The following is a 25746-nucleotide window of genomic DNA, read 5'->3' on the forward strand; positions in this document are numbered from 1 at the left end:
CTTAGTCGTCGCTGGTGTGCACTTTACGGTGCAGGATCGCCTGGAACTCATCGGCGAAGGTGTAGTAACGGCCAATCAGCATTTCGCCACGGGAAGCAAAGCGGTTGTAAGCGATGACCGCAGGAATGGCTGCGAACAGACCAATCGCCGTAGCAATAAGGGCTTCAGCAATACCCGGCGCAACCGTAGCCAAGGTGGCTTGCTGCACCTGAGCCAGACCACGGAAGGAGTTCATGATGCCCCACACGGTACCGAACAGACCGATATACGGGCTGGTTGAACCGACGGTGGCGAGGAATGGCAGACTCTGCTCCAGTTTTTCTTCTTCGCGTGAAATGGCTACACGCATGGCGCGGGCCACGGCATCCATCACCGCATCCGGATCAACGCCGGCCTGCTGCCGTAAACGCGAGAACTCTTTGAAGCCAGCGCGGAAGATCTGCTCCAGACCGGAGTCTGGATCGGGATTACTGCCCGCCTGGCGATACAGCTTGGACAGGTCGATGCCCGACCAGAAACGCTCTTCGAAATTATCCAAGGCACGCTTGGCCGCACGCAACAATGCCGTACGCTGGAAAATCATGACCCACGAAGTGACCGAGGCGGCCACTAACGTCAGCATTACCAGTTGCACCACCAGGCTGGCGTTGCTGATCAGACTCCACATCGACATGTGGTCAACGGCGTTGGCTTCCACGCTTACTCTCCTGCTCTAGATGTACCCGCGCCGCCCTGCCCGGCAAAGGCCGCATGCAGAGCTTGGGGAATAGCCCGGGGTTTCAAATTGTCGGCGCGCACACAGGCCACCATAAACTGCCCTTCACAGAGCAGCGCTTCATCCGTTGCCCGCCTCACCTGTTGACGAAAACGCAGGCTGGCACGGTTTAATTCGATTACTTCAGCGCTTACCAGTAACTCGTCGTCGAGCTTGGCCGGTGCGTGATAACGCGCTTCAGCTGAGTGCACGACGAATAACAGGCCCTCCTCGGCCAACGTCGACTGGAGAAAACCCAGATCACGTAGGCACTCGGTGCGAGCCCGTTCCATAAATTTGAGGTAATTGACGTAGTAGACGATGCCGCCGGCATCGGTGTCTTCGAAATAAACCCGACAACGATGGGTGAACGGCGGAACTCCGTTTTGCGCGCGCATACTCTAGTCCTAGCTTATGGTCTTGCCAATCGGGTACAGCAAGTATTTTTTCTTACTCGGCCATGCTGCCAGATAGGTCGGATACAGGAAGATCACCCATACGTTTCGGCACATTCAGGCCAAAATGGAGGTAGGTATGCCGGGTCACCACGCGTCCACGTGGGGTGCGCATGATGTAGCCCTGCTGGATTAGATAAGGTTCCAACACATCCTCAATGGTGTGCCGCTCCTCACTGATCGCCGCAGCAAGGTTGTCGACCCCCACCGGGCCACCATCGAACTTCTCAATCATGGTCAGCAGCAGACGTCGGTCCTGGTGGTCTAAGCCACGCTCATCGACATCCAGCAGGTTCAGGGCCAAGTCGGCAATTTCACGGGTTATGTCGCCTTGCCCGCGCACCTCGGCAAAATCACGCACACGTCGCAGTAGACGGTTGGCGATACGCGGCGTACCGCGAGCCCGTCGCGCGATCTCGAATGCGCCTAGCGGGTCAGTCGACAAGCCGAGAATCCCCGCCGAACGCATAACGATAGTGGTCAGGTCTTCAGTGTTGTAGAACTCCAGGCGCTGGACAATACCAAAGCGATCGCGCAGCGGATTGGTCAGCATCCCGGCCCGCGTGGTCGCGCCGACGAGGGTAAACGGCGGTAAGTCGAGCTTGATCGAACGCGCGGCCGGACCTTCACCGATCATGATGTCGAGCTGAAAATCCTCCATCGCCGGGTACAGAACTTCTTCGACAATCGGCGATAACCGATGAATTTCATCGATAAACAGCACATCGCCCGGCTCAAGATTAGTCAGTAGCGCAGCCAAATCACCCGGCCGCTCCAACACAGGACCCGAGGTGCTTTTGATCGAAACGTTCATTTCCTGAGCGATGATATTGGCCAGAGTGGTCTTACCCAAGCCGGGCGGGCCAAAAATCAAGGTGTGATCGAGCGCCTCAGCACGCCCACGGGCCGCCTGAATAAACAACTCCATCTGCTCGCGCACACTCGACTGGCCGATGTAGTCGGCCAGTTTCAGCGGGCGAATAGCGCGGTCGACCTGCTCGTCACGGTCGCGGGTGGTGGCGGTAATCAGGCGATCAGCTTCTAGCACTAAACCATTCCCTTCAAAGCTCGACGAATCATATCTTCACTGCTTAAACCGTCTTCCTTAATAGCTGAGACGGCGCGACTGGCTTCCTGAGGTTTGTAGCCGAGCGAAATAAGGGCGCTGACTGCATCATTCTCCGCGCTTGAGACTGCACTACCACCGCGAGGTTCCGCCACAAGAGGTGACATACCCGGCACGATCTCCCAGGCCTTGAAGCGATCTTTCAACTCAACCAGCAAGCGCTCGGCGGTCTTTTTACCGACGCCGGGGATCTTCACCAGCACGGACGTATCTTGCGCTTGCACGCAACGCACCAGCTCATCAACTTCCAGCCCGGACATCAGCGCCAGCGCCAACTTCGGCCCCACGCCGTTGAGACGGATCAGTTCACGAAACAACTCGCGCTCACGTTTCTCGAAAAAACCGTAGAGCAAATGCGCATCTTCACGCACCACCAGATGGGTATGCAGGGTCAGAGGCTCACCCACCGAGGGCAAACGGTACAGGGTGGTCATGGGCACTTCCAGCTCATAACCCAAACCATTTATGTCAACAATCACATGAGGCGGCTGCTTTTCCGCCAAGGTACCGCGCAAACGTCCGATCACCGTTGGTATCCTGACTCAAGTTTATAAACGAAGGCGGCCCGCACGCCGCTTGGCGCCAACTAGCCCATGGGGAATCAGGCTTTGCCGGTGATGGGCATGGCACAGGGCAATCGCCAAGGCATCGGAGGCGTCAATTTGTGGCTTCTGCACCAGCTTGAGCAGATGCATGACCATCATCTGCACCTGCTCTTTGTCCGCGCCACCCGTGCCAGCAATTGCTTGCTTAACCTGGGTGGCGGTGTACTCCGAGATATCCAGCCCCGCCTCGATCCCGGCGACTATGGCCACGCCACGCGCCTGACCGAGCTTGAGGGCGGAATCCGGGTTACGCGCCATAAACACCTGCTCGATGCCCATGGTCACCGGCCCGTAGGTTTCGATAACCTCACGCACACCGCGAAACACCACCTGTAAACGCTCGGGCATGCTGCCATTGCCGGTACGGATGCAGCCGGAAGCAACGTATTCGCAGCTGCGCCCGGTATCACGCACCACACCGTAACCGGTGATGCGCGAACCAGGGTCGATGCCGAGGATCAAGGTCATGCCCTACCGCCCACTCAAGATGCCAGCCAAATTCGGCCAGCATACTGTCTATTTATCCAGTTGCCGAGTATAGGGCCAGCCCACGCTCACGTCATCCAGGCAATGCTTATAAAAAAGCCGGAAGCTCCCAGGCTAATAGCCCGAACACCTCCGGCTTCATATATAGCGACAGGTTCAGCCAAGCTGCTCCATCAACTCATCCGCAATCTCGGCGTTGTGATAGACGTTCTGCACATCGTCGAGGTCTTCGAGCATGTCAATCAGCTTGATCACCTTCTGCGCGGTTTCCAGATCGGTAATCGGCGCACTGATTGACGGGATCATGGCGATTTCAGCTTCATCCGCCTGAAATCCAGCAGCATGCAGGGCTTCATTGACCGCATGAAAATCAGCAAAGGTGGTGGAGACCAGCGCCGAGCCATCCTCGCCCATCTCCACGTCATCGGCGCCCGCTTCCAGGGCAGCTTCCATCAGTGCATCTTCGTTGACCCCAGGCGCGAAGCTGAGTAGCCCCTTGCGGTCGAACATGTAAGCCACCGAGCCATCGGTGCCCAGATTGCCTGCGCACTTGGTAAAGGCATGGCGCACTTCAGCGGCCGTGCGATTACGGTTATCGGTCATGGCCTCGACAAAGACTGCCACACCACTCGGCGCGTAGCCCTCATAACTCAGCTCGGCCATATTGTCGGCTTCGTCCGCGCCGGCGCCACGGGCAATCGCCCGGTCGATGGTGTCGCGAGTCATGTTGGCGGTCAGCGCCTTGTCAACCGCTAGACGTAAGCGTGGATTGTCGGCCGGCAGCGCACCGCCCTTGGCCGCCACGGTCAGTTCACGAATGATCTTGGTGAAAATCTTGCCGCGCTTGGCGTCCTGACGCCCTTTGCGGTGCTTGATGTTGGCCCATTTGGAATGACCAGCCATAACTCACTCCGTAATTCGTCAAATCAGGTTTTGTCACATCAGTAACCAAGAAGCCTGGAAAATCCAGGCTTCTTGTCGTCACTCAGGCTTACTCAGCCTTGGGTTGCTCACGCAGGCGAATATGCAACTCACGCAGCGACTTGTTATCCACCTCGCCCGGCGCCTGAGTCATCACGCACGCAGCGCTCTGGGTTTTCGGGAAGGCGATCACTTCACGAATCGACTGCGCGCCGGTCATCAGCATCACCAGACGATCGAGGCCGAAGGCCAGACCACCGTGCGGCGGCGCACCAAACTTCAGAGCATCAAGGAGGAAGCCGAACTTCTCCTGCTGCTCTTCTTCGCTGATACCGAGCACGCGGAATACCGTCTGCTGCATCGACTTGTCGTGGATACGGATCGAACCGCCACCTAGCTCAGTACCGTTCAACACCATGTCATAGGCGCGCGACAGTGCGGCGGCTGGGTTAGCCTCCAGCTCGGCCGGGCTGCAGCTTGGTGCGGTGAACGGGTGGTGCATCGCGGTCAGGCTGCCGTCGTCGCTTTCTTCGAACATCGGAAAGTCAACAACCCACAGCGGCGCCCACTCGCAGGTCAGCAAGCTGAGGTCGTGACCGAGCTTGATGCGCAGCGCGCCCAGCGCTTCGGAAACAATCTTGGCCTTATCAGCACCGAAGAACACGATGTCGCCATCGACCGCACCAACGCGATCAAGGATCACATTGATGTTGTCCAGCGGGATGTTCTTGACGATTGGCGACTGCAAGCCTTCGGCACCATTGGCGCGCTCATTGACCTTGATATAGGCCAGGCCTTTGGCGCCGTAGATACCGACGAACTTGGTGTAGTCGTCGATCTGCTTGCGCGGCATGCTCGCGCCGCCCGGTACACGCAGCGCGGTAACGCGGCATTTAGGATCGTTAGCCGGGCCACTGAACACCTTGAAGTCGACCGCTTGCAGCTGATCAGCTACATCCACCAGTTCCAGCGGGTTACGCAGGTCCGGCTTGTCGGAGCCAAAGCGACGCATGGCTTCGGCCAGGGTCATGTGCGGCAGCTCGCCGAACTCAACATCCAGCACTTCTTTGAACAACTGGCGAACCATCTTCTCGGTGATGGCCATGATGTCAGCCTCATCCATAAAGCTGGTTTCGATGTCGATCTGAGTGAATTCTGGCTGACGGTCAGCACGCAGGTCTTCGTCACGGAAGCACTTGGCGATCTGGTAGTAACGATCGAAACCCGCCACCATCAACAGCTGTTTGAACAGCTGTGGCGACTGCGGCAATGCGAAGAAGCTGCCAGCATGGGTGCGGCTCGGTACCAGATAGTCACGCGCGCCCTCAGGGGTGGCACGGGTGAGGATCGGCGTTTCCACATCGAGGAAGCCATTGTCATCCAGGTAGCGACGAATGCTGCTGGTGATGCTCGAGCGCAACTTCAACTTGGCCGCCATCTCAGGACGACGCAGATCGATAAAGCGGTAGCGCAGGCGGGTTTCTTCGCCGACGTCGGTGTATTCATTAAGCGGGAACGGCGGAGTTTCCGCTTCGTTCAGCACTTCCAGCTCATAACCCAGCACTTCAATAGCGCCGGAGGCCATGTTGGCATTACCGGCACCGGCCGGACGCAGGCGCACCTTGCCGGTGATTTTGACGACATATTCGCTGCGCACTTTATCGGCAGTGGCAAAGGTCTCGGCACGATCCGGGTCGAACACAACCTGAGCCAGACCTTCACGGTCACGAATGTCGAGGAAAATCACCCCGCCATGGTCACGGCGGCGATGTACCCAACCGCAAAGGGTGACTTCCTGGCCGTCCAGGCTCTCGTTCAGTTGGCCGCAATAATGGCTGCGCATCATGGTGGTGGTCGCTTCTCTTGAGTCTTGAATTCGTTGGGCCGCAGTGACTGCGACGCTCGTTGGCCGGACAACCGGCTGGCGCATGCGCCATTTTCCGCAATTGCACTGCATTTCAGGGGCATTGAATGCCCGGCGGGGCTCATTGCCCCCGTCCGCACCCACAAAACACAGTAAAGCGCGGGATTATATATGGTTAAGCCGCCACTTGCAGCCGCCGCCCCACGCGCTTTTGCCAGCCTTTCCTATACTCAGGCATGCAGCTATTTGACTGTCGATAAGTGGAGAGGCTTATGGCCACGCCGAACCTGGCTGAAATACCCAGTGATTTGCTGGCAGACTTTCGTCTGGAATCCAGCGAACAATTCCAGCGATGCGAGCAGTTGCTGATCGAACTTGAGCACGCCCCCGATGACCGCGAGCGTCTGCGCGAGCTGTTTCGCCTGGTACACACCCTCAAGGGCAACCTGGGTTATATCGGCCTGGATACGCTGATGAGCGTGCCGCAAGCCATGGAAGACGTACTGTCTTGCTTGCGCGAAGGCCAGCTGCACTTCGATAGCCTGCTGGGCGATATCCTTCTACTCACTCTCGACCATCTGAAAGAGCAGATCCAACACGCACTCGGCGGCCCGCAAGCACAACTTGATGCAGCCCAAAGCAAAGCACTCAGCCAGGCACTTAGCGCCCTGGCAATTGCCCCGCAAGCTCAACAAACCGGAATTCGCAGTGCATTGCTGCAACAACTCGACCCCAGCTCTCGCCCTCCCCAAGCCATTGCCACTAACGAACCGGCGGCCGCCGAGATACTAAGGCGCTATGCCATTCAGCCCGACGCCGACTTGCTGTTTTTTATCGAACTGATGCAAGCCAGCGAACGCCGCTCGCACTTCTGGCAAGGCCGCGGTCTGCGCCAGCTCGATCTGGCCCTGGCGATCAATCAGCTGGGCGGCAGCCCGGAGCAGCCCGAACAGCTCGCTGCCGCAATCTGCCTGCATGATTTGGGAATGGCCTTTCTGCCGTTGGACATGCTGCACAAGGAAGAACACTTCAATCGCGAAGAGCGTCGGCAAATGCAATCCCACCCGCGCCTAGCCTACGACCTGCTCAAGCGCATGCCGCGTTGGGACACGGCTGCGGAAATCGCCCTGCAACATCAAGAGCACGCCGACGGCAGCGGCTACCCAAAAGGCCTCAAGGAAATCGAAACTAGCCCCGGCGCGCTGATCATTAACATCGTCGACACCTTCGATGCACGCACCCACGAGCGCGCGCATCAGACGCTTAACAAACGTCCGCTGCTACGCGCCATCTTGGAAATCAACAACCTGGCAGGACGACAGTTCAGCGCACACTGGGTCGAGCTGTTTAACCAGACACTGCAACAGCACCCAGAGCTGGCGCATCGCTAAGCCCTAGATAAATTGAACCCACGCCAAACAATAGCCTCCAATCATCACTTTCATTGATATAAACCACGGTAAAGCTCGGCAAAACCCATGGTAGGCTCTGCCCATTAGCGGGCAGCCAAACCCCGAGCCACCTGAGAGGAGAAACGCTATGGAAATCAATATCGGAATTGCCGAGCCGGACCGCGCCGCCATCGCCGAAGGCCTGTCGCGCCTACTTGCCGACACCTACACCCTGTATCTGAAAACGCATAACTTTCACTGGAACGTCACCGGTCCGATGTTCAACACCCTGCACCTGATGTTTGAAGGCCAATACACCGAACTGTCGCTGGCCGTCGACCAGATCGCCGAACGTATACGCACCCTCGGTTTCCCAGCCCCTGGCACCTACGCCGCCTATGCCCGCCTTTCTTCTATAAAAGAAGAAGAAGGTGTGCCGAGCGCGCCAGACATGATCAAGCAGCTGGTTCAAGGCCAAGAAGCAGTGGTACGCACGGCTCGCGGCATTTTTCCTTTATTGGATAAGGTCAGTGACGAGCCAACGGCCGACTTGCTCACTCAACGTATGCAAGTTCATGAAAAAACTGCCTGGATGTTACGCAGCCTGCTGGCCGACTAGGTCAATCACACAAAGGCCCGCATCCTCGGGCCTTTTGCTAGGCGCTTGAGCCGCAGCTGTTCTATGCTTTGGTCAATTGCAACTTGGCCACAGTGACGTGCATGAACAAACCCGCAAAAGCCCCCAGCATTCTGGAACTGTACCCCGAGGAAACCCGCGATGCTGCGGCGCTTCTGAAGAAAGCGGTACCGCTGATGATGCGCCACGACATCCCCCCTAATCCGGTGCACTACGCTCTCTGGTACACCTACAGCAAAGGCTTGGAACCAGAACTCAATCGCCGCCTGGATAAAACCGTCGCTGACTTTGACAGCTTCCCTCCTGAAACTGCCGCCAAACTATTTCGCGACTACATTATCAACGGTGAACTCGAAGAAGCCCGCGCAGGGCAGCAACAGGTCATCGAACTGGTCGACGACATTGAGGGCAATGTTTCACGCAATATAGTTGGCAGCAGCAATTATCAGACTAGCCTGGAGCACGGCCTGGCTGCTTTGCAGGAACCGTTCATTGAAGACCTGCCCAACGTCCTCAATGAGCTGCAGCAAAGCACCCAATTGATGCAGGACCAACAAGACAAGTTCCTCTATCGCCTCAAAGCCGCCCAGCAAGAAATCAAAAGCCTGCGTAACCAGCTTGAACGGGCGCATATCGCGGCAACACTGGACAGCCTGACCCAAGTATTCAACCGTAACGCCTTCAGCCGTCTGCTCGAACAAACCTTGAGCAATGACCATGAAGGTGTAGTTCTGGTCATGCTAGACATTGACCATTTCAAACAATTTAACGATCAATACGGCCACCCGCTGGGCGATCGCGTTCTGCAGCATGTCGGACAATTACTGCGCGAATTTCTTCCCGCCCGTGCAATAGCTGCGCGCTATGGCGGCGAAGAGTTCTGCATCATCCTGCGCGATTGCGTCGACAATACTGCGGCCTACGCTTATGCCGAACAATTGCGAGTGAAAATCCAATCTTTGCGCATCAAAGTACGCCGCACTGACGAAGTACTCGACAGCATCACCGCCTCCTTCGGCTTCGCCCTTGCAGAGCCAGGCGACACTCTGGAAACATTGCTTACCCGCGCCGACGATGCGCTTTATCAGGCCAAACGCGATGGCCGCAACCAGGTTAACCCTAACCTTAGCGAAACAGCCCTCAGCGCCTGATTGAGAACCCCACCTCTTTGCTGTTAAATACGCCCCGTGTCGCCGAACCGTCTCCATGGTTCGGCGCACAGGCTGGTACCACGCGCTTTTACTCCCTCCCAGCAACGAAAAATACGCGCAGCCGGCCCTTCCTGTTGATTCTTTACATTAAGCGAGCTCATCCAACATGTTGAAAATTGTCCACCTTCTGACGGGCGCTCTAGCCTTGTTGTTGTCTTTTGCACCATCCCTACGCGACACCTATGAACCACTGCTACAACAGCCTGACGCCCTAAGCCTTGGCCTGTTCGGTCTACTCAACCTGCTGCTCGCCCCACAACTGCCGATTTGGCATGCAGGTCTGCGCCATCAATTGCAAAACCTGGTCTCCGCCCTACTGATTCTCGGCACACTGTTACAAGCTTTAATTTTGCTCGCGCCGCTGCCAGAAATCGCCAGCCAACCAGCCAACCTGTTCAGCTTAATCATCATCGCAGCAGCCGTAGCCCTGCACCTGGCGACTAACCTGCGCCTGAAATCACGCAACACCTCAAGCTCGCAAGATCTTGGCGACCGTGAGACAGGTACGGTCAAATGGTTCAACACCTCAAAGGGCTTCGGCTTTATCTCGCGTGACTCTGGTGACGATATCTTTGTGCACTTCCGCGCCATTCGCGGCGAAGGACACCGCGTACTGGTAGAAGGTCAGCGCGTCGAATTTGCTGTAATGCAGCGCGACAAAGGCCTGCAAGCTGAAGATGTGATCGCCGCATTACCTATACGGCGTTAATCGCACACATAAAAAGGCCCGCATGACGCGGGCCTTTTTGATTCTATAACCGTCAATAATGAGGCGGCGGCGCCTCATCTTCAGCCAGCCCGAATTGCGACCCCACTTCATCCTGGCGCTTGATCAATGCAGCCACCTGTAACTGCAACCGCTCCAGCAGGCGCTGCTGCGCCACCAACGCATCATTGAGCGCCTGAATGGTGTCGTCCTGAAAAGCCAAACGGCTTTGCAGGTCGTTAATGCGCTCGTCTATTCCCACTTATCAACCCTCAACAAAACAAAAATCACCCGCCAACACCGAGCGCAAGCGAGCTTTCAATGCAGCCACCTGCTCAACCGTATAGGCCTGCGTGGGATGCCGCCCCCATACGGGAGCAGGCCAAGACACATCATCACGACGGCGCACGATGACATGCATATGCAGTTGGCTCACCACATTTCCCAGGGTCGCCACATTCATCTTGTCTGCAGCAAAACAGTCCTTGAGCAGCTCAGCCAACCCCGTAGTTTCTCGCCAGAGCTGCAGCTGATCTGCTGCATCCAATTGAAATAACTCACTGACATCCTCACGACGCGGAACCAGGATAAACCAGGGGTACTGCACATCATTCATCAACAGCAGACGGCATAACGGGTACTCACCCAAGCAGACAGTGTCCTGCTGCAACCGCGAATCCAAAACAAACATAACCATTACCTTTAAGACAGACCCGCCAACACAGTTTTAATAAACGCACAAACAACACAAACGCCAGCACCTGCGCACGAATCAAACGATTGGCGACCAATCAGAATCGAACCGAAAAACACTGGCCATACAGGATACGCCGAAGCAATAAACCCAGCACTCAGATCAGCCCCACTCCCACGCACCAATAGACAGCACGCAGCAAGAGCACCTCACACACACGCACCAAAACTGTTCCCTTCGGTAATCCTCAAACAACCACACCTGGCTACACAGCAGTATTCATGTAAAAAAACAAGCGAAATGAAGCCACCGAAAACACCTTCCTCCCACCATAAAAATAGAAAAAAAACCTAAAAAAACACTTACCAGCCCGTACAACCCTTGAAATCCTCAAGGGTGTAGCCCGCTCGCGACTAAAAAATCTAGTTTTTGAAGTTTGTGCACGACTTTTGCTATGCAAACGATGACGAATCGCACAGCACCGTTAGACTGCCTAGGCAATCAGCGAGCACGCGCAAGAATCCGTCAGCTTTAGCTTCAAGTACGCCAGCGGCATCTACAAAATTGCGACATGAGTCATAAGCTTTTGCGACACAGCTGTGAAGAATTCGCGATGAATAGATTGCAACTATCGCCAACATAGGCAGCGTGCTATAAGTTATCGCCGACACAAAAAAAAAGAGTCGTCCATATAACAACCAGCCGGACGGCGCAACTTTTCTAAACCAAAGGAGCAATCACGATGCAAGTGATGAAGTGGAGCGTAATCGCACTCGCAGTAGCAGCGGGCAGCACCCAGATGGCATTTGCCTCAAGCCAGTCCGAATCCAAGGGCTTCCTTGAAGACAGTACCTTCAACATTTTCAACCGCATCCTGTACCAGAACCGTGACTTCAGAAATGGCGCGAGTAATGGCGCGAGCTCATCCGCCAATCCTGCTGGTTACCGTGAAGAAACTGGCCTGGGCATCCGCCTACTTGCAGAATCCGGCTTCACCCAAGGCACCGTAGGTGTAGGTGTAGACGCACACAGTCTGAGCAGCATCAAAATTGACGGCGGCCGTGGTCGCAATGGTACGGGTCAATTCGCAACAACCGACGATGGTCGTGGTGATGACACCCAGACTGAAGTTGGTGGCGCAATTAAGTTCCGTGTATCGGACACCGTACTGAAGTACGGCAACCAGATGACCGGCAGCCCAGTCTTCGCAACTGACGACAGCCGTATCCTGCCAGAAGTCGCTACCGGTACTTTGCTGACCAGTAACGAAATCGAAGGCTTGGAGCTGACAGCCGGTCGCTTTACCGGTCTGAGCAGCCAAGTGCGCACTTCGCGTGACTCTCTAGGCCTCACCGAAGCCAACATCGTTGGTGCAAGCTACAGCTTCACCGATAATTTTAGCGGCGCAATCCACGCTTCCGACGTTGAAGATCACTTTAAGAAGCAGTACATCAACCTGAACTATAACCTGCCTCTGGCAGAAGAACAGGCTCTGAACTTTGACCTGAACGGCTACAGAACTAACGATGACGGCCAGAAATTGTCTGGCGAAGTCGACAACAAAATCTGGAGCTTGGCTGCTGCCTACAGCTTCGGAGCACACACTGTAACGCTGGCCCACCAGCGCTCCTCGGGTGACACCGCTTATGCTTATGGCGTAGACGGCGGCGGCACAATTTTCCTGGCTAACTCGGTACAGTTCTCCGACTTCGACCGCGCCGATGAAAATTCCTGGCAAGTTCGCTATGACTTGAACATGGCATCTTACGGGATTCCAGGCCTGAGCTTCATGAGCCGCTATATCCGCGGTAATGGTATCGACACTGGTGTTGCGGGCGCTGACGAAGGCCAGGAACACGAATTTGACTTCGAAACCAAATACGTAATCCAAGAAGGTGCTGCAAAAGACCTTTCGTTCCGCGTACGTAGTGCGATCTGGCGCGCCAACAGCGCTATGAACGACGCTTACAGCGCAGACGTGAACGATTTCCGTCTGATCGTTGAATACCCACTGAGCGTTCTGTAATTCAGACTGCTTAGCTGGTAAGGAAAGCCCGACTTAGGTCGGGCTTTTTTTGCCTGCTAAAAACTTACAGTGGCAACGCATAAGTCCCCGTCACATGCGCCACCAGCTCTTCCTCATTGCCCTGCGAATAAACCGAAACCTCGCAAACAGCCTGGCGACGGCTCAGCCGCAATATCCGCGCTTGAGCCAACAGATCAACTGGTTTGGGTTTAACCAGAAAATTGATATTCAAATTCGACGTCACCGCCATCTCTACTCGCCCGAGACTGCCGAGTATCACCGCATACATCGCCGCGTCCGCTAGGGCCATAATGGTCGGCCCAGACAAGGTTCCGCCCGGGCGGACCAACTTATTGTGGAACGGCACCCGCGCCAGCGCTCCATTGGCATCCAGCCGATCGATACACAAGTTAATGTCTTCCGCCATCGGCAACCCTGCCCGAATCAGCGCCTGAACCTGCTCCGCCGTCAATATCGACACATCGCCTCCTTTAATAAGCACACACCAGCATCCTGTACGCATCTGTACAGGCACCGTACAATGCGGGCCATTCAAAATCTCTTGCAACCGACAGAACAGCCAAATATGCGTACCAGCCAGTTCCTGCTCTCGACTCTCAAAGAAACCCCATCCGATGCCACCGTCATCAGCCACCAGCTGATGCTGCGTGCCGGCATGATTCGCAAGCTGGCTTCTGGCCTCTACACCTGGCTGCCCATGGGCCTGCGCGTGTTGCGCAAGGTTGAGAAAGTCGTACGTGAGGAAATGAACGCTGCCGGCGCACTGGAAGTGCTGATGCCTGGTATTCAGCCTGCCGAACTGTGGCAAGAATCCGGCCGCTGGGAGCAATACGGCCCCGAGCTGCTGCGCATGAAAGATCGTCACGGTCGCGATTTTTGCGCAGGCCCGACTCACGAAGAAGTGATCACAGACCTGGCGCGCAACGAGCTAAATAGCTACAAGCAGCTGCCAATCAATCTGTATCAGATCCAAACCAAGTTCCGCGACGAAATCCGTCCGCGCTTTGGCTTGATGCGTGGCCGCGAGTTCATCATGAAGGATGCTTACTCCTTTCACGTCGACCAAGCGTCGTTGCAGCAGACCTATGACATCATGCATCAGGCCTATTGCAACGTATTTACCCGCCTGGGCCTGAACTTCCGCCCTGTGCAGGCTGACACCGGCTCCATCGGCGGTACTGGCTCCCACGAATTCCACGTACTGGCCGATTCCGGCGAAGACGATATTGCCTTCAGCGACAGCTCCGATTACGCCGCCAATATCGAGAAAGCCGAAGCGGTTCCGCGCGAAAGCAGCCGTGGCGTGGCGACTGAAAGCATGCGCATGGTTGAAACCCCAGACACCAAGACTATCGACGCGCTGGTTCAAGGCTTTGGTCTGGCCATCGAAAAAACCATCAAGACCCTGATGGTGCATGGCGCTAAAAAAGGCACCTTGGTGGCGTTGATCGTACGTGGCGACCACGAACTCAATGAGATCAAGGCCGCCAACCTTGAGCTGGTTGCCAGCCCGCTGGTGTTCGCCAACGAAGCCGAAATTCGCGCGGCCATCGGCGCAGGCCCTGGTTCGCTGGGCCCGGTTAATCTGCCGATTCCGTGCATCATCGACCGCTCGGTTGCCTTGATGAGCGACTTCGCCTCTGGCGCCAACATCGACGACAAGCACTATTTCGGCGTGAACTGGGAGCGCGATCTACCGCTGCCGGAAGTTGCTGACCTGCGCAATGTGTTGGCCGGCGATCCAAGCCCGGACGGCAAAGGCACTCTGGAAATCAAGCGCGGCATCGAAGTCGGGCATATCTTCCAACTCGGCACCAAGTACAGCGAAGCGCTGAACTGCCAGGTGCTCGGTGAGAACGGCAAGCCGGTAACTCTTGCCATGGGTTGCTATGGCATCGGTGTTTCCCGCGTAGTGGCAGCAGCCATCGAGCAGAACAATGATGAGCGTGGCATTCTCTGGAATGATGCTCTTGCGCCTTTCCATATCGCCCTGGTGCCGCTGCGTTACGAGACCGAGGCGGTGCGCGAAGCCACCGACAAGCTGTATGCCGAACTTACCGCTGCCGGTTTCGAAGTACTGCTCGATGACCGTGACAAAAAAACCAGCCCAGGCATCAAATTCGCGGACATGGAACTGATCGGCATCCCGCATCGCATCGTCGTCAGCGATCGCGGCCTGGCCGAAGGTAACCTGGAATACAAGAGCCGCAAGGAAACCGAAGCCCAGGCCGTGCCCGTGGCCGACATTCTGAGCTTTGTCCAGGCCCGCATAAGCCACTGATCTCAGCCCTTTCAGCAAGAGTCGTCATGTTCAAGCGAAACACCCTCAGCCTCATCGCCACCCTTGTGGGTGGCTCTCTGCTTCTCAGCGGTTGCGCCAACCAGTTGCCGCAACGCAGCGAGCATGAGGAGCGCGTCGAGCGCAAATTGCTCGACCACAGTCTGCAGATTGATGTCGGCGAACCACGCGTACTGGAGTTGCCACAACGTCGTGTGCGTGTGCATGAACAGAAGGCTTTCGAGGTCACCGCGTTTGATGTGACGCGCCGCTATGACCGCTACACCCCCTACCAACCCTGGCGCGAGTTGTATGAAGTGCCACTGGGGGCATTAGCGGTAGTCGGTGGCATCGGCGCCAACGCACTCAACGTGGTACTGCTCGGCAGCCTGCCTGATACCGTGACCAAGGACTGGATCAGTTACGGTTTTGCTGGACTCAACCCAGCGATGAACGTCGAATCCAACGGTCGCTCGCAGCAGAACCTCGCCAGCCTTGAGGAACGCCGTCAGGATGCGCGCATGGAGTATTCCAGCCTGCCGTGGGCCGAGCGCCCGGTACTGGTTAAAGCCGGCGAGCAGAACCATGAACTGCTCACCGACCGTAACGGCATCCTGCGCCTGAACCTGCTCGACAGCCCGTTTGCCGAAGAGGATGTCACGCGCATCAGCACGCTGCTGCTGACGGTTGAAGACGAACAGGGCTCTGCCCGTGCCGATGCCTCCCTACTGGTCAGCCGCACCCTACGCGGCAAGCTGCAGGAAGCTCACAGACTGATTTACGACGATCTTGAAGATGACGACGTTGCCCAGTGGGTACACCGGGTCAAACGCCTGTCTGAGCTGGGTCTCGAAGAGGAAGCTAGCGAGCTGGAACAAAGCCTGATCGAACTGACCCGCAATGATCCGGAATTGCAGAAGATATTCCTGCTGGCTCTGACCAAGGACGCCGGCCGCCTGGTTGCCGACCCTGGCAACGATTAACACGGGCATGTTGCCGCGCTTAATCTGCGCCCTCCTCGGCCTGCTGCTATGTGCGATGACGTATGCCGACGTGCGCCAGGCACCGGAACCTGAATTGCGCACGCTGCTGCAGCAGACCGTCGCCCAGGCCGACAGCTTTCAGGATCGCTTCGAGGCCGAAGTCTGGCTGCTGGATATGTCCACCCGCATGCGCCGCTATATACCGCATGAAGAAGAGCGCCTGAGCCTGCTCAGGCTCGTGCATCGCGAAGCCAGCAAAGCCAGCTTGCGCCCCGATCTGGTGATCGCGCTGATTCATGCCGAAAGCCATTTTGATCGTTTTGCCATCTCCTCAGTCGGTGCCCAAGGCATGATGCAGGTAATGCCATTCTGGAAAGCCGAACTGGGCCGCCCACAGGACAACCTCACTGACAACGCCACTAACCTGCGCTACGGCTGCACCATACTCAGCTTCTATCTGCGCAAAGAAAACGGCGATCTAAACCGGGCGCTGGCACGCTATAACGGCAGCCTCGGCAAGCTCACCTACTCGTCCAAGGTGGTCGGATTCTGGCACGACTTCTGGTACGTCAAACCGTAGGATGGGTTAGCGGCTCGGAGTACAAGGCACAAGCACAACGGGAAACCCTATGCGCCGCGTAACCCATGAACGACTCAGATGGGTATCGCTGCGCTCAACCCATCCAAGGGGCTGAGTAGATTTAGCGCCGCACGATAAATCCAGCAATCCCCTGCAGCGCCTGGTCCTGGAGTTCCAGCACAGCCACCTCAGCAGCTTCAGGCCCCTGTTGCAACCAGTCTGCCAGCTCGGCCACAGCCGCTTCATCACCCTCGAACAGCACCTCGACACGACCGTCTTCCAGATTGCGCACCCAACCATCGAGTTCGAGACGCTCGGCCTGCTCTGCAGTCGCCTGACGAAAGTGCACGCCCTGAACCCGACCGCTGATATAGCCATGTTTACAGATATGCGCCATGGTATTAGCCCTCGGCCTTGAGTTCCGTTAGGCGGACAGTCAAACCGGCGGCCGTCTGCTCACCCAGCAAGCGCTCACGCATACGGCCCTGATCGTCGACGATATAGGTCACGGGTAACACCTCAGCACGCGGTAACTGGTAACGCTCGGCAGGATCTTTAGCCAGGACGGTAAAGGCGATGCCCATGTCTTGCGCCGCTTGATTGAGTTTCTCGCCTTGTAGCGCATCGAAATTCACGCCCAATACCTGCACGGATTGCTCACTGAGCTGCGCGGCCAATGTATTGAGCTCCGGAATTTCGGTGCGGCAAGGTGCGCACCACTGTGCCCAGTAATTAATTACTAACCACTGGCCTTCCAGGCGCTCAACCGCTACCTTTCGTCCATATTGATCCACGCCTATGTCTTCAGCACAACCGGCCAGAATCAGACCTATGCCTACACCCGCAACAGCACGAATGACCGCCTGGAAACGCATTCCCATGCACTCGCTCCCTGATTCCATAAGGTTGATATGACATTAGATGCCTTGCGCCTGGAAGTGCCAGACATCCTCGAAACCGAGGTCGCGCCACTGGCCGACCTCAACGAGCAACTGACACAAGCGCGCCTGCAATCGCCGGAGGCGGCATTGCAGCAAGTGCTCAGCCTGCTTTTCAGTCTTAACCGTAGCGCCATGACCTTACTCGAAAGGCAGCGCGCACTGCAAAGCTTCAGTGACCATTACCGCCACTACAGCAAGGCCTATCAAGGCGAACATCCACCCACGGCATTGTTCGTGCATTTATGCGATGAACTGGCCATAGGCTTCAAACGTCTGCTCCTGCAAATCCTGCAAGGGCGTCAGCCATCACGCCCACACCTGGCCTGGTGCTTGTACATGGCCCAGCACTTTCTCGCGCAGAGCCTGCTGCGCCACTATCAGCTGTATCAAGAGCCGCCCTCAAGTCTGTGGCGCGATAGCCATCTGCTGTACTGGATTGGCGAACATCAAGACTGCCTGGACGAGCCAATCGCCGCTGCGTTTATCCCGCAGCCGGCAAACACGTTACGCGGCCTCTACCAACAGATGCTCCTGCTGGCACTGAGTAACCCATTCCACCTGGCTGACGGTGAATGCGCCCTGCTGTTCGGAGCACTCTCACCGCTGGCCGACCTGGCGCGCTTGCTGCCTTGGGATGAAGATGACGAGGTCGAAGGACCGACCATCGATCTCACTGAGGCTCAACCCTGCCTAAGTTATGCCCAAACCTCAGAAGGTGGGCCTGATTACTTACGCCGCTTTGAGCTAGGCGCTCTGCTGGTCGCCCTGCATGAGCCAGCACCACTACAAAGTAAGGCACAACGCCAGGTACTCGAGCGTGTGCAACAGCATTGGCTGGGCCGCCAACAGCGTCGCCACACCCGAGCGGACCATAGCTCCGAATGCAATTTAATCGTCGGGCTGCCCGGTATCCATGCGCAGTTGCTGGAACAGCGGCCGCTGCGTACCAGCGCCCAGATGCTGGATGCCAGCGCAGGCGGCGCACGCTTGTTATGCAATGCCGATCAAGCCGCGCAACTGTCGGTAGGCCAGCTTGTGCTATTGATCACCGGCAGCGACACGCCGACCCTGGCCCTGGTGCGTTGGCGCCACCTCAACAGCGAAGGCCTGCACCTCGGCCTGCGCTACCTGAAAGGCCTGCCGCGCCCAGTCTGGTTGCGGCGCGCGCCCAGCGCCCAGACCCACCCTGGCGTGCTACAAAGCACACCAGCGCCAGGTAATGGCTGGCACCATGGTTTGTGGCTGCCTAATGGACAGTTTGTTGAGGGGGAAAATGTCTGGCTACAACTGGCCAGCGCACACAACCAAGCAATCATGCCACTGCCGACTGCCAATCTGCTTACCGCATCCGTCACTCGCTACCCGATGCAACTGGCCTAAGCCTTTTTGCCGATACGCTAAAACTGCGAGAACGGTCACGCCGAACGTCGGCCGAGCGCACAGTTTCATCAGATGGCCCAAGCTTATAATTCATCGCACTCACGCTTGATGCGATCTGTTACTAGCCTGGAATACACCCATGACCCAAGCCCTCGATAAGTTAGTCGGCCCTGTGCCTTCTGCCATCGTTAATCTCGCCCGGTTACAGGTCACCCCGTACGAAGGGCGCGTTGCGGAATTCAACGTAGCCGCCTGGCTGCACTTGCCAGGGCTGGCCAATTTGCCGGTATCGCTGCTGATCAACTACCGCGATGGCAGCACACGCCGTGAGGTGATGGTCGACCATGGCAAAGTAAACCAGCACGGCAAGATTTTGCTTTCGAGCTTGGCCCGCCTTCCGGTGAAGCTAAAAATCGAAGAAATGCAGATACGTCTTCGTTCTGCCGTTCCAGCTACCAGCCTGGTCGTCGAAGAATTATTTGTGCAGGCAGTCGAGTTATCACAAACCGATAGCCGCCAAGCACTGGCCTGATAGCGCCAGACGGCTGCACAAATCCCGCGCGCTGACGCGGGATTTTGCGTTTAGCCCGAGAGCATTTCGGCAGACCCAAGCTCGGAGCCTGAATCAGGCTGCGCAACACCTTCAGGTTGCGCGGGACATACACTGGCACTGACCAGAGACTGTGGCCAGCTGCTGAAGCTCAATCCGGTAATGCGATTGAGGCGTTCAAGCGCCTCTTGAGGATCCCGCTGGTACAGATAAATCACATTGCCTTTAGTGGCTGTCATAACGCCTTTACACTCCGCCAATCCCTGCCCTGCTGGCAACTTGATTGCTATCTACCAGATAGATAGCCAGAAGCGTGCCAGCTTCCTTGTAGCCGCGTTTACCGACCTCCATGGTCACACGTGCCATCATGCGCCATCAGCACAACGCCGCAAACTGACGTTTTACGTCACTCGGCGGGTTGCGGCTGCAGCCACTGCGCCAGGTCTTCGCCAAACAGCGCGGCCTGCTCGTCCTGCAACTTCTCCAGGCCACTGCGCAGCGCTGGGTACCAAGCCTCATCAAGCTGCTCGGGTAAGTTTTCTGCCCTTGGCAGCGGCCAAGGACTATGACTAAGCAATTGCTGGAGTGAATAATTGCCCAGATCGCGGCTCAACACCCAGGTACCGGTCGCGGTCGGGGCAATCAGCTTTTGCTGCTCGAGAAAGACCAAAATCTCTTCCCACTCATGTTCTGCCAATAACCAACCCTGACGTTGTACATCACGCAGTCGTACTTTCAAGCCCGATTGCTGGCGCTCATAAAACACCCGCAAAACACCCAGCGCCATCAACAGGCGTGGCACGGCACGCTTGCGCCACTGCTGGGAAAACCCCAGGTTGCATACCAACTCCGCACCGAACAACACGATCAACCAAGACACATAGATCCACAGAAGAAACAGCGGCACCGTGGCAAATGCGCCATAAATCAGTTGATAGCCCGGGAACAAGCGCACATATAGCCCGAACAGCATTTTCGCCACTTCGAACAGCACTGCCGTAAACAAACCACCCATCAATGCATGTCGAATCGGCACCTGAGCATTCGGCACCGTGGCATATAACAAGGTGAACGCCGCCACGCTAAACAACAGCGGCATAAACTTCAGCAACGCCTGCGCACCGAGCAAGGCATCTGGGCCGGAAATCAAAGACAGCGAGGTAAAGTAGGTGCTGATCGCAAAGCCACCCCCAAGCAACAGCGGGCCCAAGCTGAGAATCGCCCAATACAGCAGAAAGCTCGAAACGCCCCGACGTGGCTGACGCACTCGCCAAATGGTGTTGAAGGTTTTCTCAATGGTCACCAGCATCCAGAACGCTGTCGCCGCCAACACCGCTACGCCAATCCAGGTCAGCTGGCGCGCCTGGGTCGTGAAGTCGCGCAGGTATTGCTGCAGAGCTTCACCGGCAGAGGGGACGAAATTACGGAAGATAAAACTCTGGATTTGCTCGCCGGTATCCTGAAACGCGGGAATGGCTGAGAGCATGGAGAAGGTCACAGTCATCATCGGTACCACCGCAAACAGGGTGGTATAGGTCAACGCAGCGGCATTACTGGTGCCTTGATCAGCAATAAAGCGCTGTAACAAAAAACGCCAGAAATCCCACAGATCATTAACGCGCTGCAGCATGCCCTCTCCTTAGCCATTTGCATTTCGGCACCTGCTACAGGCGCAGGCGTAGATGCCGTTAACGGTTAGAATAGCCGCCATCGAATGTATCAGGCGACCCGTACATGACCGACATGACGCTCTACCATAACCCGCGCTGCTCAAAATCGCGCAGTGCATTGCAATTGCTCGAAACGCGCGGACTCACCCCAACCATCGTTCGCTACCTGGAAACACCTCTGAGCGCCTTACAATTACAGGCGTTGTTGACCAAGCTCAGCCTGAGCCCACGGCAACTGCTGCGAACCGGCGAAGAGGAATACAAGACGCTTGGCCTGAGCGACCTAAAACTCACTGACGAGCAGTTGATTGCCGCCATGGTCAGCCAGCCAAAACTGATTGAGCGACCGATTTTGGTGGTGGGCGATAAGGCCGTCATCGGCCGCCCGCCTGAGAACATCCTGGAGATCCTACCGTGAGCGCCCCCTACATTCTGGTCCTGTATTACAGCCGTCATGGCGCCACCGCCGAAATGGCTCGGCAGATTGCCCGCGGCGTCGAGATGGGAGGGTTGGAAGCACGCCTGCGCACAGTGCCGGCCGTGTCCGCCGACTGCGAGGCGGTTGCTGCGGACATTCCGGCAGAGGGCGCGTTGTACGCCAGCCTGGATGACCTGAAAAACTGCGCCGGCTTGGCTCTCGGTAGCCCAACCCGCTTCGGCAATATGGCCGCGCCACTCAAGTACTTTATCGATGGCACCAGCGGCCTGTGGCTGACCGGTGGGCTGGTTGGCAAACCGGCAGGGGTTTTCACCTCAACCGCAAGTTTACATGGTGGCCAAGAAACCACTCTGCTGTCGATGCTGCTGCCGTTACTGCACCACGGCATGCTGGTGACCGGGCTGCCCTACAGCGAAGCCGCACTGCTAGAAACCCGGGGTGGCGGCACGCCATATGGCGCCAGTCATCATGCCAGCGCCGATGGCAAACGCGCCCTCGACGAGCATGAAGTCGCCCTGTGCCGAGCGCTTGGTCAACGCTTGGCGCACACAGCAACAAAATTGGAGAGTGCCCGTGGCTAAAACAGCAAAACCGCTGCCCACACTGGAGTGGCTACAACCACGCTTGAGCTTGAGCCGTGCAGCCAGCCTGCTGAGCTTTTTTGGCCTCGGTGCCTTGTTGCTGGTGTGGAACCTATGGTTTGCCAACGTCCCCAGCAAACTGCTTTGGGTGATTCTTGTCGCTCAACTCGCGCCGCTACTATTGCTGGCGCCAGGGCTGATCCTCGGCAACGCTCGCGCCCACGCCTGGGCCTGCTTCGTGGTCAACCTGTACTTTATCCAGGGCGTACTGGCAGCCTTCGACCCGAGTAAGGCGCTGTACGGCTGGTTATTGGCGGGCCTGAGCTTCAGCCTGTTCTGCGCCGCGCTAATGTTTACTCGCTGGCGCTTCCAGTACGAACGTAAGGTGGCTGGGGAAATCTAGGTGTGAAGCCCGATGTAACGCTCTAATCGCGCTCGACCAGCTTTACCAGCCCAGGGTTTCTTTGAGAAAGGGGATAGTCAGCTTGCGCTGAGCTTGCAACGACGCCTGATCCAGGCGTTCGAGCAGCTCGAACAGAGCACTCATGCTGCGTTCGCCACGGGTGAGGATAAACCGTCCAACGTCATCACCCAAGTGCAAACCACGGCGCGATGCACGCAGTTGCAGGGCACGCAGCTTGTCCTCATCGGAGAGTGACTGCAGCTGAAACACCAGTGCCAGCGTCAGGCGTGATTTGAGGTCTGCCAGTTGCACCGGTAACTCGCGCGGCGAGCTGTTGGCGGCCAATAACAAGCGCCGGCCGCTGTCACGCAGCCGGTTGAACAGGTGGAACAACGCCTCTTCCCAGTCATTACGCCCCGCCACCGCATCCAAGTCATCCAGACAGACCAGCTCACACCGCTCCAGGTTGTCCAGCAACGCAGGGCCATACTCGACCACCTCGGCAAGCGGCAGGTAAACCGCCGGCTCACCACGTTGCTCAAAGCGCAAACAGGCTGCCTGCAACAAATGGCTGCGACCAACGCCCTCGCCGCCCCATAGATAGATCAGGCTTTCCGTCCAGCCGGCGTCGGCTTCACACAAGCGCTCGACATAACCCAACGCAGCAGGGTTCGCGCCAGGGTAATAGTTCGCGAAAGTGGCGTCATCGCGCAGACGCACACTTAGAGGCAGCTGTATGGGTGTCATGCGGGATTGGGCGGCTCGACAGGAGCGCTCGCTGGTTCAGAGTAAAGATTTGAAAGTTTATATAAATCATGCAGATAGCGCACTAAAACCATAATAACCGCAGCCACCGGAAGGGCCAGCAAGATGCCGGTAAAACCAAACAGTTGGCCGCCGGCCATGATCGCGAAGATCACCGCAACTGGGTGTAGACCGATGCGGTCGCCCACCAGCAATGGCGTCAATAGCATGCCTTCGAGCATCTGCCCCACGACAAATACGGCCGCAATACCCAGCAGCGGGTAGACGTCCAAACCGAACTGGAACAGGCCAGCCGTGAGCGCCGCGCCGATACCCACTACGACGCCAAGGTACGGCACGATACTGGCCAAGCCAGCCAACACACCGATCAGCAAGCCAAGCTCCAAGCCTATCGCCATCAGCCCTGTGGCATACATCACGCCGAGCGCCAACATCACCAGCAGTTGGCCGCGTAGAAAGGCCCCGAGCACTTCATGGCATTCACCGAACAGCTGCACCACCAGGCCTTCACGGCCGCGTGGCAGCAGATTACGCAATTTGGCGACCATCAGATCCCAATCGCGCATCAGGTAGAAGCTCACCACTGGAATCAATAGCAGGTTGGCCAGCCAGGCCAGCAACGCCAGGCCCGAAGCGGTGACTTTGGACAGCAGCATGCCAACGATATCGGTGGTTTTTCCCAACTCACCGGACAGCGCTTCCTTCAATTGGTCAAACCGCCAGAAACCTTCATTTAAACCAAACTTGAGCTGAACCCAGGGCAACGCCTGGTGCTGCATCCAGTCGAGTACTTGCGGTACTAGCTCATACAGACGCACCAACTGCTTGCCCAACATCGGCACCAAAACCAGCAACAGAATGGCCATAACCAGGCTAATCAATGCAAAAACTACCACCACGCCCCAGGTCCGAGACAGCTTCCAGCGCTCTAAGCGATCAACCAGAGGGTCGCCCATATAAGCCAGCAGAACGCCAATCAGGAATGGCGAGAGTATCGGAGCCAACAGGTACAGCAGGCCGCCCAGCAGCAACGCGGCGACTATCCATATCCAACGATGCGAGTCGATCATGCCCTGCCCTCCATATGCCTACATTTCATCCGGAAAAAACCAGCCCAGTAACACTCACTGCATAGAAAAACCGCAGCTCAACAGGCTGCGGCACGTCAATGAACCGGGTAAAGGCTGCAGTCTACCAGCGAAACCTCAGCACATCGTCACGCGGCACTGTTGGCGCAACGGGCTCAGTGCCGCTGGAAAGCGGTGTCACAGGTTGGCCTGCATCAACTGCCGGAGCTTCTGCCGGCAACTCCTGCAACCGCGCCAGCCCCAGTTGTGCACGCAACTGTTCGGCATTGGCATTAACGGTAAAGGTCAGCGTATCGCCCTCAACCTTGCGCAGTTGCGCGGCAAAGGGTTCAAGAATGCGCTGCAATTCGGCGTAGCGCGCCAGATCGACGCCCTGCACTTGCACGCTCAGGCCAGTAGCAGCACCGGCCGCCACAGTAAAACGTGGCGCCAGACGCTGATTAACCGCCAACAGGATGGCATCCGCCAGCGCGGCCTGATCGGCGCCCTGCACAGTCCCCTGTTCACGCTCATCACCCAACCACAGTCGCCACTCTGCCTGCCACTGATCGTTAGCTTCGCTCGCCACGACGGCTAATAACGCATCAGCGGCGTAGCGCTCAGACGCATCTCGCAACGCGGCAGGATCATTCGCCGTGAGATTTTCGGGCACGGCCACCAGTTGCTCAGAAAGATCGGCCAAGGGTAAACGCAACGGCAAACCGCGATGCTGCGCGGCCTGATTGACCGATTTAGCAGCGGCTTGACCATCGCCGAGCAGGCGAGTGCCGTCGCTGGCATCACTCAACCACCACAGCAAAATGCTCGGGCGATTTGCGCCCCACAGTGCCAAACCTGCCTGACGTAGGCTACGGTCGGTGCTGAGCGGGTCAAAATCGACCAGCAGTGTCTCGCCCTCATAACCATATTGACTGACGATTTGCTGCGGGTCCTTACGCAGCGCCGCTAATGCAGGGCTCTGCGCAGCATCAGTGCTGCCGGTTAAACGCAGCACCAAGGTCGCCAATGCACGGTTCAATGCAGCAGCGCGCTCTTCCGGCTGCTGACTGCTAACCGCTTCGCGGACTTGGTACAGGCCATTCACGGGCGCAGCCAAGGCTGGTAGGCCGGACAGCGACAAACAGACAAGAAGCAGGCGAGCGGTCAAACGCATGGATGGATTCTCGACGGACGGAAAGTGGCGCGCAGGCC

At 57.1% G+C, this 25746-nt stretch carries 30 protein-coding genes and 1 pseudogene; 14 read left to right on the plus strand and 17 right to left on the minus strand.

Going from position 1 to position 25746, the window contains the following annotated elements; all coding sequences use genetic code 11:
- Position 1 precedes the first annotated feature (1 nt).
- The 7 genes from tolQ to aspS all read right to left on the minus strand — a co-directional run bounded on the left by tolQ (position 2) and on the right by aspS (position 6193).
- The gene (tolQ, locus tag D8779_RS13520) at positions 2 to 697 is read right to left on the minus strand and encodes a protein TolQ (protein ID WP_136664996.1); all 696 of its coding nucleotides are present in this window, start codon (positions 695 to 697) and stop codon (positions 2 to 4) included.
- A 2-nt stretch (positions 698 to 699) separates the two neighbouring features.
- Positions 700 to 1152, minus strand: coding sequence for a tol-pal system-associated acyl-CoA thioesterase (ybgC, locus tag D8779_RS13525; protein WP_136664997.1), 453 nt, complete (start codon positions 1150 to 1152; stop codon positions 700 to 702).
- Between the two features lie 52 nt (positions 1153 to 1204).
- Entirely contained in the window at positions 1205 to 2257 is a 1053-nt protein-coding gene (gene ruvB, locus D8779_RS13530; protein WP_136664998.1) for a Holliday junction branch migration DNA helicase RuvB, read from the minus strand.
- On the minus strand, positions 2257 to 2862 hold the full coding sequence (gene ruvA / locus D8779_RS13535; protein WP_136664999.1) for a Holliday junction branch migration protein RuvA: 606 nt from the start codon (positions 2860 to 2862) through the stop codon (positions 2257 to 2259). Before ruvA ends, ruvB begins: the two co-directional genes overlap by 1 nt.
- Before the next feature lie 21 nt (positions 2863 to 2883).
- Positions 2884 to 3408 (minus strand): crossover junction endodeoxyribonuclease RuvC, encoded by a 525-nt coding sequence (gene ruvC / locus D8779_RS13540; RefSeq protein ID WP_136665000.1) that lies wholly within the window; start codon positions 3406 to 3408, stop codon positions 2884 to 2886.
- Positions 3409 to 3582: 174 nt separating this feature from the next.
- Positions 3583 to 4329, minus strand: coding sequence for a YebC/PmpR family DNA-binding transcriptional regulator (locus tag D8779_RS13545; protein WP_136665001.1), 747 nt, complete (start codon positions 4327 to 4329; stop codon positions 3583 to 3585).
- A gap of 88 nt (positions 4330 to 4417) precedes the next feature.
- Positions 4418 to 6193, minus strand: a complete 1776-nt coding sequence (gene aspS, locus D8779_RS13550) for an aspartate--tRNA ligase (RefSeq protein ID WP_136665002.1) — start codon at positions 6191 to 6193, stop codon at positions 4418 to 4420.
- A 290-nt stretch (positions 6194 to 6483) separates the two neighbouring features.
- On the opposite strand from aspS, the gene D8779_RS13555 reads away from it, so the two are divergent.
- The 5 genes and pseudogenes from D8779_RS13555 to D8779_RS20835 all read left to right on the plus strand — a co-directional run bounded on the left by D8779_RS13555 (position 6484) and on the right by D8779_RS20835 (position 10159).
- Positions 6484 to 7602 carry an HD domain-containing phosphohydrolase gene (locus D8779_RS13555; RefSeq protein WP_136665003.1) on the plus strand — a complete coding sequence of 373 codons (1119 nt, stop codon included), beginning with the start codon at positions 6484 to 6486 and terminating at the stop codon, positions 7600 to 7602.
- A 148-nt stretch (positions 7603 to 7750) separates the two neighbouring features.
- Positions 7751 to 8221 (plus strand): Dps family protein, encoded by a 471-nt coding sequence (locus D8779_RS13560; RefSeq protein ID WP_136665004.1) that lies wholly within the window; start codon positions 7751 to 7753, stop codon positions 8219 to 8221.
- A 101-nt stretch (positions 8222 to 8322) separates the two neighbouring features.
- Positions 8323 to 9390 (plus strand): GGDEF domain-containing protein, encoded by a 1068-nt coding sequence (locus D8779_RS13565; RefSeq protein WP_136665005.1) that lies wholly within the window; start codon positions 8323 to 8325, stop codon positions 9388 to 9390.
- Positions 9391 to 9556: 166 nt separating this feature from the next.
- Positions 9557 to 9877: pseudogene (locus tag D8779_RS20970) on the plus strand (cold shock domain-containing protein membrane protein); the annotation flags it as partial.
- A gap of 24 nt (positions 9878 to 9901) precedes the next feature.
- On the plus strand, positions 9902 to 10159 hold the full coding sequence (locus D8779_RS20835; RefSeq protein ID WP_240789741.1) for a cold-shock protein: 258 nt from the start codon (positions 9902 to 9904) through the stop codon (positions 10157 to 10159).
- A 52-nt stretch (positions 10160 to 10211) separates the two neighbouring features.
- Here D8779_RS20835 and D8779_RS13575 read toward each other — a convergent pair whose 3' ends face one another.
- Positions 10212 to 10418, minus strand: coding sequence for a SlyX family protein (locus tag D8779_RS13575; RefSeq protein ID WP_136665007.1), 207 nt, complete (start codon positions 10416 to 10418; stop codon positions 10212 to 10214).
- A 3-nt stretch (positions 10419 to 10421) separates the two neighbouring features.
- Positions 10422 to 10847: an HIT family protein gene (locus D8779_RS13580; RefSeq protein WP_136665008.1), complete on the minus strand. Its 426-nt coding sequence runs from the start codon at positions 10845 to 10847 to the stop codon at positions 10422 to 10424.
- Positions 10848 to 11592: 745 nt separating this feature from the next.
- Between D8779_RS13580 and D8779_RS13585 the strand changes: the two genes are divergently transcribed.
- Complete coding sequence (locus D8779_RS13585) at positions 11593 to 12876, plus strand: OprD family porin (protein ID WP_136665009.1); 1284 nt, start codon at positions 11593 to 11595, stop codon at positions 12874 to 12876.
- 64 nt (positions 12877 to 12940) lie between these two features.
- On the opposite strand, the gene D8779_RS13590 is transcribed toward D8779_RS13585, so the two are convergent.
- Entirely contained in the window at positions 12941 to 13348 is a 408-nt protein-coding gene (locus tag D8779_RS13590; RefSeq protein WP_136665166.1) for a PaaI family thioesterase, read from the minus strand.
- Between the two features lie 114 nt (positions 13349 to 13462).
- On the opposite strand from D8779_RS13590, the gene D8779_RS13595 reads away from it, so the two are divergent.
- The 3 genes from D8779_RS13595 to D8779_RS13605 are packed head-to-tail and all read left to right on the plus strand — an operon-like array spanning position 13463 to position 16738.
- Positions 13463 to 15178 (plus strand): proline--tRNA ligase, encoded by a 1716-nt coding sequence (locus D8779_RS13595; RefSeq protein WP_136665010.1) that lies wholly within the window; start codon positions 13463 to 13465, stop codon positions 15176 to 15178.
- A gap of 26 nt (positions 15179 to 15204) precedes the next feature.
- Positions 15205 to 16158 (plus strand): hypothetical protein, encoded by a 954-nt coding sequence (locus D8779_RS13600; RefSeq protein ID WP_136665011.1) that lies wholly within the window; start codon positions 15205 to 15207, stop codon positions 16156 to 16158.
- Between the two features lie 7 nt (positions 16159 to 16165).
- Positions 16166 to 16738 carry a lytic transglycosylase domain-containing protein gene (locus D8779_RS13605; RefSeq protein ID WP_136665012.1) on the plus strand — a complete coding sequence of 191 codons (573 nt, stop codon included), beginning with the start codon at positions 16166 to 16168 and terminating at the stop codon, positions 16736 to 16738.
- 121 nt (positions 16739 to 16859) lie between these two features.
- Here the strand turns inward: D8779_RS13605 and D8779_RS13610 are convergent, their stop codons facing one another.
- Entirely contained in the window at positions 16860 to 17135 is a 276-nt protein-coding gene (locus D8779_RS13610; protein ID WP_136665013.1) for an acylphosphatase, read from the minus strand.
- A gap of 4 nt (positions 17136 to 17139) precedes the next feature.
- A complete protein-coding gene (locus D8779_RS13615) occupies positions 17140 to 17619 on the minus strand; it encodes a TlpA disulfide reductase family protein (RefSeq protein ID WP_136665014.1) in 480 nt (159 codons plus the stop codon).
- Positions 17620 to 17649: 30 nt separating this feature from the next.
- Here D8779_RS13615 and D8779_RS13620 point away from each other — a divergent pair, with 30 nt between their 5' ends.
- Positions 17650 to 19059, plus strand: coding sequence for a PilZ domain-containing protein (locus D8779_RS13620; RefSeq protein WP_136665015.1), 1410 nt, complete (start codon positions 17650 to 17652; stop codon positions 19057 to 19059).
- Between the two features lie 139 nt (positions 19060 to 19198).
- Positions 19199 to 19591: a hypothetical protein gene (locus D8779_RS13625; protein WP_136665016.1), complete on the plus strand. Its 393-nt coding sequence runs from the start codon at positions 19199 to 19201 to the stop codon at positions 19589 to 19591.
- 50 nt (positions 19592 to 19641) lie between these two features.
- Here the strand turns inward: D8779_RS13625 and D8779_RS20840 are convergent, their stop codons facing one another.
- Both D8779_RS20840 and D8779_RS13635 read right to left on the minus strand, forming a co-directional pair.
- The gene (locus D8779_RS20840) at positions 19642 to 19848 is read right to left on the minus strand and encodes a hypothetical protein (RefSeq protein ID WP_136665017.1); all 207 of its coding nucleotides are present in this window, start codon (positions 19846 to 19848) and stop codon (positions 19642 to 19644) included.
- A gap of 167 nt (positions 19849 to 20015) precedes the next feature.
- On the minus strand, positions 20016 to 21239 hold the full coding sequence (locus D8779_RS13635) for a virulence factor BrkB family protein (protein ID WP_136665018.1): 1224 nt from the start codon (positions 21237 to 21239) through the stop codon (positions 20016 to 20018).
- Positions 21240 to 21343: 104 nt separating this feature from the next.
- Here D8779_RS13635 and arsC point away from each other — a divergent pair, with 104 nt between their 5' ends.
- The 3 genes from arsC to D8779_RS13650 are packed head-to-tail and all read left to right on the plus strand — an operon-like array spanning position 21344 to position 22702.
- Entirely contained in the window at positions 21344 to 21697 is a 354-nt protein-coding gene (gene arsC, locus D8779_RS13640; protein WP_136665019.1) for an arsenate reductase (glutaredoxin), read from the plus strand.
- Complete coding sequence (gene wrbA / locus D8779_RS13645) at positions 21694 to 22299, plus strand: NAD(P)H:quinone oxidoreductase (protein WP_136665020.1); 606 nt, start codon at positions 21694 to 21696, stop codon at positions 22297 to 22299. The genes arsC and wrbA overlap by 4 nt, the downstream gene beginning before the upstream one ends.
- On the plus strand, positions 22292 to 22702 hold the full coding sequence (locus tag D8779_RS13650; RefSeq protein WP_136665021.1) for a DUF2069 domain-containing protein: 411 nt from the start codon (positions 22292 to 22294) through the stop codon (positions 22700 to 22702). Before wrbA ends, D8779_RS13650 begins: the two co-directional genes overlap by 8 nt.
- A gap of 42 nt (positions 22703 to 22744) precedes the next feature.
- Here D8779_RS13650 and hda read toward each other — a convergent pair whose 3' ends face one another.
- From hda to D8779_RS13665, 3 genes are all read right to left on the minus strand, one after another.
- Positions 22745 to 23449 carry a DnaA regulatory inactivator Hda gene (gene hda, locus D8779_RS13655; RefSeq protein WP_136665022.1) on the minus strand — a complete coding sequence of 235 codons (705 nt, stop codon included), beginning with the start codon at positions 23447 to 23449 and terminating at the stop codon, positions 22745 to 22747.
- Positions 23446 to 24537: an AI-2E family transporter gene (locus D8779_RS13660; RefSeq protein WP_136665023.1), complete on the minus strand. Its 1092-nt coding sequence runs from the start codon at positions 24535 to 24537 to the stop codon at positions 23446 to 23448. Before D8779_RS13660 ends, hda begins: the two co-directional genes overlap by 4 nt.
- Before the next feature lie 121 nt (positions 24538 to 24658).
- Positions 24659 to 25708 carry a DUF2066 domain-containing protein gene (locus D8779_RS13665; RefSeq protein ID WP_136665024.1) on the minus strand — a complete coding sequence of 350 codons (1050 nt, stop codon included), beginning with the start codon at positions 25706 to 25708 and terminating at the stop codon, positions 24659 to 24661.
- Positions 25709 to 25746 lie beyond the last annotated feature (38 nt).

The organism is Pseudomonas leptonychotis, assembly GCF_004920405.1.
Classification (GTDB): Bacteria; Pseudomonadota; Gammaproteobacteria; order Pseudomonadales; family Pseudomonadaceae; genus Aquipseudomonas; species Aquipseudomonas leptonychotis.

What these genes read in the sequence shown, in the direction of transcription:
- D8779_RS13595 (WP_136665010.1), top strand. Translation starts at nt 13,463, where the DNA reads ATGCGTACCAGCCAGTTCCTGCTCTCGACTCTCAAAGAAACCCCATCC.
- D8779_RS13660 (WP_136665023.1), bottom strand. Translation starts at nt 24,537, where the DNA reads ATGATCGACTCGCATCGTTGGATATGGATAGTCGCCGCGTTGCTGCTG.
- hda (WP_136665022.1), bottom strand. Translation starts at nt 23,449, where the DNA reads ATGACACCCATACAGCTGCCTCTAAGTGTGCGTCTGCGCGATGACGCC.
- D8779_RS13580 (WP_136665008.1), bottom strand. Translation starts at nt 10,847, where the DNA reads ATGTTTGTTTTGGATTCGCGGTTGCAGCAGGACACTGTCTGCTTGGGT.
- D8779_RS13565 (WP_136665005.1), top strand. Translation starts at nt 8,323, where the DNA reads ATGAACAAACCCGCAAAAGCCCCCAGCATTCTGGAACTGTACCCCGAG.
- D8779_RS13635 (WP_136665018.1), bottom strand. Translation starts at nt 21,239, where the DNA reads ATGCTGCAGCGCGTTAATGATCTGTGGGATTTCTGGCGTTTTTTGTTA.
- aspS (WP_136665002.1), bottom strand. Translation starts at nt 6,193, where the DNA reads ATGATGCGCAGCCATTATTGCGGCCAACTGAACGAGAGCCTGGACGGC.
- D8779_RS13625 (WP_136665016.1), top strand. Translation starts at nt 19,199, where the DNA reads ATGACCCAAGCCCTCGATAAGTTAGTCGGCCCTGTGCCTTCTGCCATC.
- arsC (WP_136665019.1), top strand. Translation starts at nt 21,344, where the DNA reads ATGACCGACATGACGCTCTACCATAACCCGCGCTGCTCAAAATCGCGC.
- D8779_RS13620 (WP_136665015.1), top strand. Translation starts at nt 17,650, where the DNA reads ATGACATTAGATGCCTTGCGCCTGGAAGTGCCAGACATCCTCGAAACC.
- ybgC (WP_136664997.1), bottom strand. Translation starts at nt 1,152, where the DNA reads ATGCGCGCGCAAAACGGAGTTCCGCCGTTCACCCATCGTTGTCGGGTT.
- ruvC (WP_136665000.1), bottom strand. Translation starts at nt 3,408, where the DNA reads ATGACCTTGATCCTCGGCATCGACCCTGGTTCGCGCATCACCGGTTAC.
- D8779_RS13665 (WP_136665024.1), bottom strand. Translation starts at nt 25,708, where the DNA reads ATGCGTTTGACCGCTCGCCTGCTTCTTGTCTGTTTGTCGCTGTCCGGC.
- D8779_RS13610 (WP_136665013.1), bottom strand. Translation starts at nt 17,135, where the DNA reads ATGGCGCATATCTGTAAACATGGCTATATCAGCGGTCGGGTTCAGGGC.
- D8779_RS13555 (WP_136665003.1), top strand. Translation starts at nt 6,484, where the DNA reads ATGGCCACGCCGAACCTGGCTGAAATACCCAGTGATTTGCTGGCAGAC.
- D8779_RS13545 (WP_136665001.1), bottom strand. Translation starts at nt 4,329, where the DNA reads ATGGCTGGTCATTCCAAATGGGCCAACATCAAGCACCGCAAAGGGCGT.
- D8779_RS13585 (WP_136665009.1), top strand. Translation starts at nt 11,593, where the DNA reads ATGCAAGTGATGAAGTGGAGCGTAATCGCACTCGCAGTAGCAGCGGGC.
- D8779_RS20840 (WP_136665017.1), bottom strand. Translation starts at nt 19,848, where the DNA reads ATGACAGCCACTAAAGGCAATGTGATTTATCTGTACCAGCGGGATCCT.
- D8779_RS13605 (WP_136665012.1), top strand. Translation starts at nt 16,166, where the DNA reads ATGTTGCCGCGCTTAATCTGCGCCCTCCTCGGCCTGCTGCTATGTGCG.
- D8779_RS13615 (WP_136665014.1), bottom strand. Translation starts at nt 17,619, where the DNA reads ATGGGAATGCGTTTCCAGGCGGTCATTCGTGCTGTTGCGGGTGTAGGC.
- D8779_RS13560 (WP_136665004.1), top strand. Translation starts at nt 7,751, where the DNA reads ATGGAAATCAATATCGGAATTGCCGAGCCGGACCGCGCCGCCATCGCC.
- D8779_RS13600 (WP_136665011.1), top strand. Translation starts at nt 15,205, where the DNA reads ATGTTCAAGCGAAACACCCTCAGCCTCATCGCCACCCTTGTGGGTGGC.